This is a genomic window from Streptomyces katrae (genome assembly GCF_000966975.1).
Classification (GTDB): Bacteria; Actinomycetota; Actinomycetes; order Streptomycetales; family Streptomycetaceae; genus Streptomyces; species Streptomyces katrae.
In genome coordinates this window covers 1-8,358 of record NZ_JZWV01000663.1, presented here as the reverse complement: position 1 = coordinate 8,358, position 8,358 = coordinate 1, and the positions used below count along the sequence as shown (strand labels likewise).

General features: G+C 71.8%; 8 protein-coding genes. 6 read left to right on the top strand and 2 right to left on the bottom strand.

All coding sequences use genetic code 11. From position 1 onward, the window contains the following. From VR44_RS23510 to VR44_RS23490, 5 genes are all read left to right on the top strand, one after another. A partial coding sequence (locus VR44_RS23510; RefSeq protein WP_045949567.1) for a DUF2252 family protein occupies positions 1–342 on the top strand: 342 nt, incomplete at its 5' end. Between the two features lie 85 nt (positions 343–427). Beyond that, entirely contained in the window at positions 428–1,087 is a 660-nt protein-coding gene (locus VR44_RS23505; RefSeq protein ID WP_045949566.1) for a hypothetical protein, read from the top strand. 48 nt (positions 1,088–1,135) lie between these two features. Beyond that, positions 1,136–1,933 (top strand): DsbA family protein, encoded by a 798-nt coding sequence (locus VR44_RS23500; RefSeq protein ID WP_045949565.1) that lies wholly within the window; start codon positions 1,136–1,138, stop codon positions 1,931–1,933. A gap of 126 nt (positions 1,934–2,059) precedes the next feature. Then, positions 2,060–3,748 carry an alkaline phosphatase D family protein gene (locus VR44_RS23495; protein ID WP_045949564.1) on the top strand — a complete coding sequence of 563 codons (1,689 nt, stop codon included), beginning with the start codon at positions 2,060–2,062 and terminating at the stop codon, positions 3,746–3,748. Between the two features lie 232 nt (positions 3,749–3,980). After that, on the top strand, positions 3,981–4,949 hold the full coding sequence (locus VR44_RS23490) for a zinc metalloprotease (RefSeq protein ID WP_045949563.1): 969 nt from the start codon (positions 3,981–3,983) through the stop codon (positions 4,947–4,949). 101 nt (positions 4,950–5,050) lie between these two features. Here VR44_RS23490 and VR44_RS23485 read toward each other — a convergent pair whose 3' ends face one another. Further along, the gene (locus VR44_RS23485; protein ID WP_094191862.1) at positions 5,051–5,629 is read right to left on the bottom strand and encodes a dienelactone hydrolase family protein; all 579 of its coding nucleotides are present in this window, start codon (positions 5,627–5,629) and stop codon (positions 5,051–5,053) included. Between the two features lie 63 nt (positions 5,630–5,692). On the opposite strand from VR44_RS23485, the gene VR44_RS23480 reads away from it, so the two are divergent. Continuing rightward, on the top strand, positions 5,693–6,730 hold the full coding sequence (locus VR44_RS23480) for a mechanosensitive ion channel family protein (protein ID WP_045949568.1): 1,038 nt from the start codon (positions 5,693–5,695) through the stop codon (positions 6,728–6,730). On the opposite strand, the gene VR44_RS23475 is transcribed toward VR44_RS23480, so the two are convergent. Continuing rightward, positions 6,727–8,280: a Na+/H+ antiporter gene (locus VR44_RS23475; protein WP_045949561.1), complete on the bottom strand. Its 1,554-nt coding sequence runs from the start codon at positions 8,278–8,280 to the stop codon at positions 6,727–6,729. The genes VR44_RS23480 and VR44_RS23475 overlap by 4 nt on opposite strands. Positions 8,281–8,358: the final 78 nt, after the last annotated feature.

Below are 8,358 nucleotides of genomic sequence, written 5' to 3'. Positions count from 1 at the left end.
GGGCTGGACGAGCTGGACGGGGCCGGGCAGCTGGTCGCGGAGGTCTCCCCGTACGCGGTGGACCTGGACTGGTCGGACCTGGACGACCCGGAGGAGATAGCGGCGGTGGTCGCGGACCTCGGCCGGGCCACGGCGACCATGCACGCCTCGGCCGACGAGGCGGAGAGCGGCCAGTCCCTGGTCCCCTTCTCCACCGAGCGGGCCATCGACGCGGCGATCGCCGCCGACGAGGAGGGCTTCCCGAAGCTCCTGGTCGACTTCGCCCACGCCTACGGGGCCCGGGCCCGCGCCGACCACCAGATCTTCGTGGACCTCTTCAGGAACGGCCGGATCATGTCGTGATTCCCGTGGCGTCCGGGACCGGGGAGTGCGGATTCACAGGTACCCAGGGCCCGGATCCACAGGTACCCGTGGCAGACTCGCGGCGATGGACATATCAGGGGTGAGGATCCGGGGGCTGCGGGCCGCGCTGTTCAGCGCGCTCGTCGTGCTGCTCTCGGCGGGCTCCCACGTGCTCCTGTCCCGGGTGCCGCTGCCGCCCGCCCTGCTCGGCGGCGCCTTCGCCGGGGTCTTCGCGATCGCCTACGCCCTGGCCGGCCGCGAGCGGGGCTTCGGGCCGATCGCCGGCCTGCTCGTCCCGCTGGAGCTGACGGCCGACACCGTCTTCACCGCCGGGCAGCGCGTCTGCTACGGCCCCGCCGGCGGCCCGGTCTCCGGGCCGCTGCACGCGCTGGGCCTGGACGGGCTGTGCGGCGGGACCCCGGTGGGCGGGCCGCTGGCCGAGGTGGCCGGGCCCGCCGGTGACCCGGCCGCGCTGCTCGCCGCCCCCGGGCCGTGGACGCCCTGGATGCTGCTCGGCGCCCACGTGGGCGTCGGGCTGCTCGCCGCCGCCTGGCTGCGCCACGGCGAGCGGGCCCTGGTGCGGCCGCTGCGGCTCGCGGCGGCCTCGGTGGCGGCGGTCCCCGGCCGGGCGGGGCGGGCGCTGCGCCCGGCACGGGCCGGCGCGGTGGCCCTTACCCGCTTCCCGGCGCATTCCGTGGGCCGGCGGGGACCTCCCGTACGGACGGCGACGCCCTCGGGCGTCTGACGCGTACGTACGGACCAGTCCCCCCTTCCACCTCCCACGGAGATCACCATGAGTTCCCGCAACAGCCAGCAGAACAAGGCCGCCGCCCGCGAGAAGCTGCGCGTCGAGCGCGAGAAGCAGGCGAAGAAGGACAAGGCCCGCCGCCAGGTGTTCGTGGCGGGCGGCGTCGTCGCCGCCCTCGCGCTGGCCGGCGGCATCGGCTACGCGGTCGTGCAGTCCAGCCAGCCCGGGTACTGGGAGAAGGCCGCCGAGGCCCCGCTGGTCAAGCCGAAGAACACCGAGGGCGCGGACGGCCTGACCGTGGTCATCGGCAAGCCCGAGGCGAAGAAGACCCTGGAGCTCTACGAGGACTCGCGCTGCCCCGCGTGCGCCGCCTTCGAGCAGACGGTCGGCGAGCAGGTCCGCAAGGACGTGGACTCGGGCAAGTTCAAGCTCCGGTACATCGGCGCCACCTTCATCGACAACGGCGCCAAGGGCGAGGGTTCGAAGAACGCGCTGAGCGCGCTGGGCGCGGCGCTGAACGTCAGCCCGGAGGCCTTCCTCGACTACAAGGCGGCCCTCTACTCCAAGGCGCTGCACCCCGACGAGCGGGTCGACAGCTTCGCCAAGGACGACTACCTGCTGAAGGTCGCGGACACCGTCCCGGCCCTCAAGGGGAACGCCGAGTTCAAGAAGGCGGTCGAGGACGGCACGTACGACCGGTGGGCGATGGACATGTCGAAGTCCTTCGACAAGTCCGGTGTGACGGGCACCCCGACGCTGAAGATGGACGGCAAGAAGATCGACACCCCGGCCACCCCGGAGGCGTTCACGGCGGCCATCGACAAGGCGATCGCGGGCCAGTAAGCCGGCCGGCCGGCCGCCAGGCCGGGCTTTCCTCCGCATTACCGCCATAACGGGCGGGTGAACTCTCAAAGTTCGCCCGCCCGTTGTCGTTCAGTGACTGTTCCCGGCCACATACCGATCAGTAATATGACCGCCCGTGACCAGTCATCTCGCCCCCCTCTCCCCTGCCCCGGATTCCGCCGCGCCCGCGTCGAATCCGCGCCGCCGTCGGTCGTTCTGGCCGCCGCGGCCACGGCGGCCCTCGCGCCGATCGCCCTGGGCGCCACCACCGCCCGGGCGGCCGAATCCGCCCCCGCCTTCCTGCACGGCGTCGCCTCCGGCGACCCGCTGCCCGACGGAGTCCTGCTGTGGACCCGCGTCACCCCCACCCCCGAGGCCGTCCCCGGCTCCGGCCTGGGCCCGGACACCGCGGTGGGCTGGGAGGTGGCCGAGGACAAGGCCTTCTCCCGCGTCGTGGCACGGGGATCCGTCACCGCGAGCGCCGCCTCCGACCACACCGTGAAGGCGGACGTGCGCGGCCTGCGCCCGCACACCCCGTACTGGTACCGCTTCACCGCCGGCGCCACCGTCTCCCCGGTCGCCCGCACCCTGACCGCCCCGGCGGCCGACGCGGCCACCCCGGGCGTCCGCTTCGGCGTGGTCTCCTGCTCCAACTGGGAGTCGGGCTACTTCTCGGCGTACCGGCACCTGGCCGCCCGCACCGACCTGGACGCCATCCTGCACCTGGGCGACTACATCTACGAGTACAAGACCGGGGAGTACCCCGCGGCGAAGTACGTCGTACGCCGGCACGAGCCGGCGAACGAGATCATCACGCTGGCCGACTACCGGATCCGGCACGGCCAGTACAAGACGGACCGCGACGCCCAGGCGCTGCACGCGGCCCACCCCATCGTGGCCATCTGGGACGACCACGAGTTCGCCGACAACGCCTGGTCGGGCGGCGCCAACAACCACACCCCGGCGACCGAGGGCGACTGGGCGGCCCGCGCGGCCGCGGCCAAGCAGGCGTACTTCGAGTGGATGCCCGTGCGCGCCTCCATCGCGGGTACCGTGTACCGTCGCCTGCGCTTCGGCAGCCTGGCCGACCTGCACCTGCTCGACCTGCGCTCCTTCCGCTCGGAGCAGGTCAAGGCCGGCAGCGGCGCGGTGGACGACCCGGAGCGCACCATCACCGGGCGGGCACAGCTGGACTGGCTCAAGGCCGGGCTGGCGGGCTCGACCGCGACCTGGAAGCTGGTCGGCACCTCGGTGATGATCTCGCCGGTGGCCTTCGGCTCGCTGCCCGCGCAGGTGCTCCAGCCGCTGACGCACCTGCTGGGCCTGCCCGACGGCGGGCTCGCGGTCAACACGGACCAGTGGGACGGCTACACGGACGATCGCAAGGAACTCCTGGGCCACTTGAAGGACCGGAACATCAGGAACACGGTGTTCCTGACCGGTGACATCCACATGGCCTGGGCGAACGACGTCCCGGTGAACATGGCCACGTACCCGGGGTCGGGCACGGTGGCGACGGAGTTCGTGGTCACCTCGGTGACGTCCGACAACATAGACGACACACTGCACGTACTGCCGCACACCGTCTCGGTGGTGGCGGAGTCGGCCATCAAGGCCGCGAACTGGCACGTGAAGTGGCTGGACATGGACTCGCACGGCTACGGCGTGCTGGACGTGACGGCCGAGCGCTCGCAGATGGACTACTACGTGGTTTCGGACAAGCGGCGCCAGGACGCCACCTCCTCCTGGGCCCGCTCGTACCGCACCCTGAACGGCACGCAGAAGGTGGAGCGGGTCGACCAGCCCGTCCGCTGATCGGCCTGACGAACCGTCAAATCTCCTGCTCAACGGGGCTCCTGGTACACACCAGGAGCCCCGGATGAACCGCAGGCAACAAATCTTTAACTTCCGGGTACTTGCGGAATGAATGACATGCACACATAAACTTCCGGCCAGCGTGAGGAAATCCCTCACCCCCCACCACGCTTGCCGAGGAGTCACCGTGCGCGCTGCTGGCCGCATATCCCCCCTTCTCCGCCGCCGCCTCATGGGTACGGCCGTCCTGGCCTCCACCCTGGCCTTCGCCCCCCTGACGGCCCCCACGACCGTCGCGGCAGCCGCCCCGAAGACCGGCGCCGAGGCCTGTGCCGAGCAGGGCTCCGCCCCTGCCAACGCCCGTGTCGCCAAGCCCAAGAGCGACCACGCCGCCGAGCCCAACGAGCTCTCCGAGTCCCAGACCAAGGCCATGGACGCGGACCTCAACAAGAAGCTCAGCCAGATGAAGCTGTCCCCGCAGCAGCTCTTCGGCGCGCGCGAGGCCGCCCCGTCGCTGGCCGCCGCCGTGACCACCATCCCGGTCTACGTCCACGTGATCACCGACGGCACGCAGGGCAAGCTGACCGCCACGGACATCACCAACCAGATCAACGTCCTCAACGCCGCCTACAGCGGCCAGGGCAACGGCAACGTCGACTCCGGCTTCCAGTTCTCCCTGGCCGGCACGGACTACACCGACAACGCCGCCTGGTACAACGTCTCCGACGGCACCCAGGCCGAGAAGGACATGAAGACGGCCCTGCGCAAGGGCGGCAAGAACGCGCTCAACCTCTACACCGCCAACCTCGGCGGCGGCCTCCTCGGCTGGGCGACCTTCCCGAGCTCCTACGCCTCCGCCCCGCAGATGGACGGCGTGGTCATCCTCAACTCCTCGCTGCCCGGCGGCTCCTCCACCAACTACAACGAGGGTGACACCGCCACCCACGAGGTCGGCCACTGGATGGGCCTGTACCACACCTTCCAGGGCGGCTGCTCGGGCAGCGGCGACTCCGTCGCCGACACCCCGGCCGAGAAGAGCGCCGCCTTCGAGTGCCCGACGGGCCGTGACTCCTGCACCACCAAGGCGGGCGTCGACCCGATCCACAACTTCATGGACTACACGTACGACTCCTGCATGTACCAGTTCACCGCCGGCCAGGTGTCGCGCATGAAGAGCATGTGGACCGCCTACCGCGCCTGACGGAGCACGAGGCACGGAGCGTCAAGCACCAAGCCTGAGCACTGAGCACGAAGCAGGGCCCGGCGCGACCAGCGCCGGGCCCTGCCCCTTTCCCACACGTCCTACAGGCTGTCGAGGAACGCCAGCGCGATCCGCCAGACCTCCCCGGCGGCGTCCGCGTCGTAGTCGTCGAGGTCCGGGTCGGTGAACAGGTGCCCGGCACCGGGGTAGCTGTGGATCTCCACGTCGGCCCCGGCCCGCCGCATCCTCAGGTACCAGGCCGTCAGCCAGTCGTGGGTCTCGAAGGGGTCCGGGTCCGCCATGTGCAGCTGCACCGGCAGTTCGTCGGCCGAGGCGTCGTCCTCCAGGTCCGCCGTACCGTGCAGGAGCAGCAGCCCGCGCGCCTTGTCGTCGGCCAGCGCCAGATGCTGGGCGACGGAGCCGCCGAAGTCGAAACCGGCATAGACCAGGCCCTGGTCGGAGAAGGGCGCCGCGGCCAGTACCGCCCGCTTGAGCAGCTCGTCGCGGCCCACTTCCTCCAGGTGGGCCACGCCCTCCTCGAACGTCTCGAACGTACGGCCCTCGAAGAGGTCGGGCACCTGTACCTGGTGTCCGGCGGCACGCAGCCGGTCGGCCGCCGCGTGCACCGCGGGCCGCAGCCCGTACGTCGAGTGGAAGAGCATGATGTTCATGCCTCCCATCGTGCCATTGCCCGGAACGGGAGGAGTCCGGCGGCGCCCCGTGGATAGGTTCCCCGCATGGAGATGGAGAACGTCCTGCGTCCCGCCACCGTCGTCTGCGCCGTACTGATCCTCACCCTGCTCGCCGGCCGGCTGCTCGACCTGCTGCTGCGCCAGGCCGACGCCCGGCACCCCGAGACCCCGCTGTGGGGACTGCTGCGCCGCTGCGTCGTGCCGTTCCGTCTGGTCCTGGCCACCGCCGCGCTGCAGGCCGGGTACCGGCCGGCGCACCTCCTGCCCGGCCACGCGGCCGCCGTGGGCCATGTCCTGACCCTGGTCCAGATCGCCTCGACGTCCTGGCTGCTCGTCGGCATCGCGACCGCGGTCGTCGACTCCGCCTACACCCGCTACGCCGCCTCCGCACCGGACGAAGCCCGGGTACGGCGCGTACGCACCCAGGTCACCCTGATCCAGCGGGCGCTCACGGCCGTGGCCGTGGTCGTCGCGGCCGCCGCGATGCTGCTGACCTTCCCCGCGATGCGCGCCGTCGGTGCCTCGGTGCTCGCCTCTGCCGGGGTCCTCGGCATCGTGGCCGGCATCGCCGCCCAGGCCTCCCTCGGCAACCTCTTCGCCGGACTGCAGATCGCCTTCGGCGACACCGTGCGCATCGGGGACACGGTGGTCGTGGACAAGGAGTGGGGCGAGGTCGAGGAGATCACCCTGACCTCCCTGGTGGTCCGCACCTGGGACGAGCGCCGGATCACGATGCCGGTCTCGTACTTCACGAGCAAGCCGTACGAGAACTGGTCGCGCGGCGGCGCCCAGATGACCGGCACCGTCTTCCTGCACCTGGACCACTCGGCGCCCATCACCCTGATCCGGGCCAAGCTCGCCGAACTCCTGAGGGACATCCCCGAATGGGACGGCCGCACGGGCAGCCTGGCCGTGACGGACACCACACCGAACACCATCGTGATCCGCGCGGTGGTCACGGCGAAGGACTCCGGCGACCTGTGGACCCTGCGCTGCGCGGTCCGCGAGCAGCTGATCACCTGGCTGGCCGCCGAACACCCGTACGCCCTCCCCCGCGTCGCCACGGCGGAGGCCCCGCCGCGGGCCTAGGCACTGCGCAAGCTGCGCACGTCCAGGTGGCGCAGGACCCGGTCCACGATCTCCGGGTCGGCCCCGGACATCATCTCCCGCTGGATCCGCTGGACCTGCCGGATCCGCTCGACCCGCTTCGCGTACGCCTCCCGCCGCTCCTCGTCGACCAGGTCGGGGCTGATCCTCGCGCCCACGTCGTACGCGCGCCGGTACAGGACCTCGACCAGGTCCTCCGGGAGGTCCTCGACCTCCTCGATCTCCCTGAGCCGCCGCTTCGCCGCCTTCGCCGCGCGCAGCGCGAGCGTCCGCTCGGTCTCCCGTTCGGCGTCCGTGTCCGCCTCCACCCCAAGCCGCCGCACCAGCCAGGGCAGGGTCAGCCCCTGGAACACCAGCGTGGCCATGATCACGGCGAAGGCGATGAAAATGATCTCGTCCCGGTCCGGGAAGGGGTCCCCGGCGTCCGTCCGCAACGGGATGGCCAGGGCCAGTGCGACGGACGCCACCCCGCGCATCCCCGCCCACCACATCACCACGCTCTCCCGCCAGCTGAGCGGGATCTCCTCGTCGTAGTCGCGCCGCCCGTGCAGCCGCTTCGCCAGCCAGCCCGCCGGCAGCAGCCACGCCAGCCGTACGGCGACCACCACCGCGACCACGGCCGCCGCCCAGCCGGCCATCTCCCACTCGCGGCCCTTCGCGACACCGAAGACGTTGTGCAGCTCCAGCCCGATCAGCCCGAAGGCCACACCGGTGACGAGGACGTCGATCACCTCCCAGAAGGTGTGCCCGGCGAGGCGCCCCAGCACGTCGTCGGCGTCGGTCGCGTACTCGGCGAGGAACAGGGCCGTGGTCAGCACGGCCAGCACCCCCGAGCCCTGGAGTTCCTCGGCCACCACGTACGACACGAACGGCACCAGCACCGTCAGCCCGATCTGCAGCGTGGCGTCCCCGAGCCGGCCCATCAGCCGGTTGGTGGCCCAGCCCAGCGCGAACCCGACGGCCACGGCCACCACGGCGGACAGCACGAACTCGCCGAGCGCGTCGGGCCAGGAGAAACTGCCGCTCACGGCGGCCCCGATGGCCACGTGGTAGAGCACGATGGCGGTGACGTCGTTGAACAGCCCCTCGCCCTCCAGGATCGACACCATCCGGCGCGGCAGCCCGAGCGAGCCGGCGACGGCGGTGGCCGCGACCGGGTCGGGCGGGGCGACGAGCGCGCCGAGCGCGACGGCCGCCGCGACGGGCAGCCCGGGGACGACGGCGTTCGCGACGGCGGCCACGGCGGCGGTGGTCACGAAGACCAGGGCCACCGCCAGCAGCAGGATCGGCCGGACGTTGGCCGCGAACTGCCGCCAGGAGGTGCGCTGCGCGGAGGCGTACAGCAGGGGTGGGAGCAGCAGGGGGAGGATGTACTCGGGCGGTACGTCGACGTTCGGCACGGCCGGCACCAGCGCCAGCACCACCCCGCCGAGGGTCATCAGCACGGGCGCGGGCAGCCCCAGCCGGTCCCCGAGCGGAACGGTGACGACGGCGCCGAGCAGCAGCACGAAGAGCAGAGCGAGCTGATCCACTCCCCCACCCTGCCAGGGGGCTGCGCCGCTTCCGGGGATTGGACCCCCGCCCGTTCCTGGGGGCTCCGCCCCCAGACC

Coding starts and splice junctions, on each gene's coding strand:
- VR44_RS23505 (WP_045949566.1), top strand. CDS start 428: ATGGACATATCAGGGGTGAGGATCCGGGGGCTGCGGGCCGCGCTGTTC.
- VR44_RS23500 (WP_045949565.1), top strand. CDS start 1,136: ATGAGTTCCCGCAACAGCCAGCAGAACAAGGCCGCCGCCCGCGAGAAG.
- VR44_RS23495 (WP_045949564.1), top strand. CDS start 2,060: ATGACCGCCCGTGACCAGTCATCTCGCCCCCCTCTCCCCTGCCCCGGA.
- VR44_RS23490 (WP_045949563.1), top strand. CDS start 3,981: ATGGGTACGGCCGTCCTGGCCTCCACCCTGGCCTTCGCCCCCCTGACG.
- VR44_RS23485 (WP_094191862.1), bottom strand. CDS start 5,629: ATGGGAGGCATGAACATCATGCTCTTCCACTCGACGTACGGGCTGCGG.
- VR44_RS23480 (WP_045949568.1), top strand. CDS start 5,693: ATGGAGAACGTCCTGCGTCCCGCCACCGTCGTCTGCGCCGTACTGATC.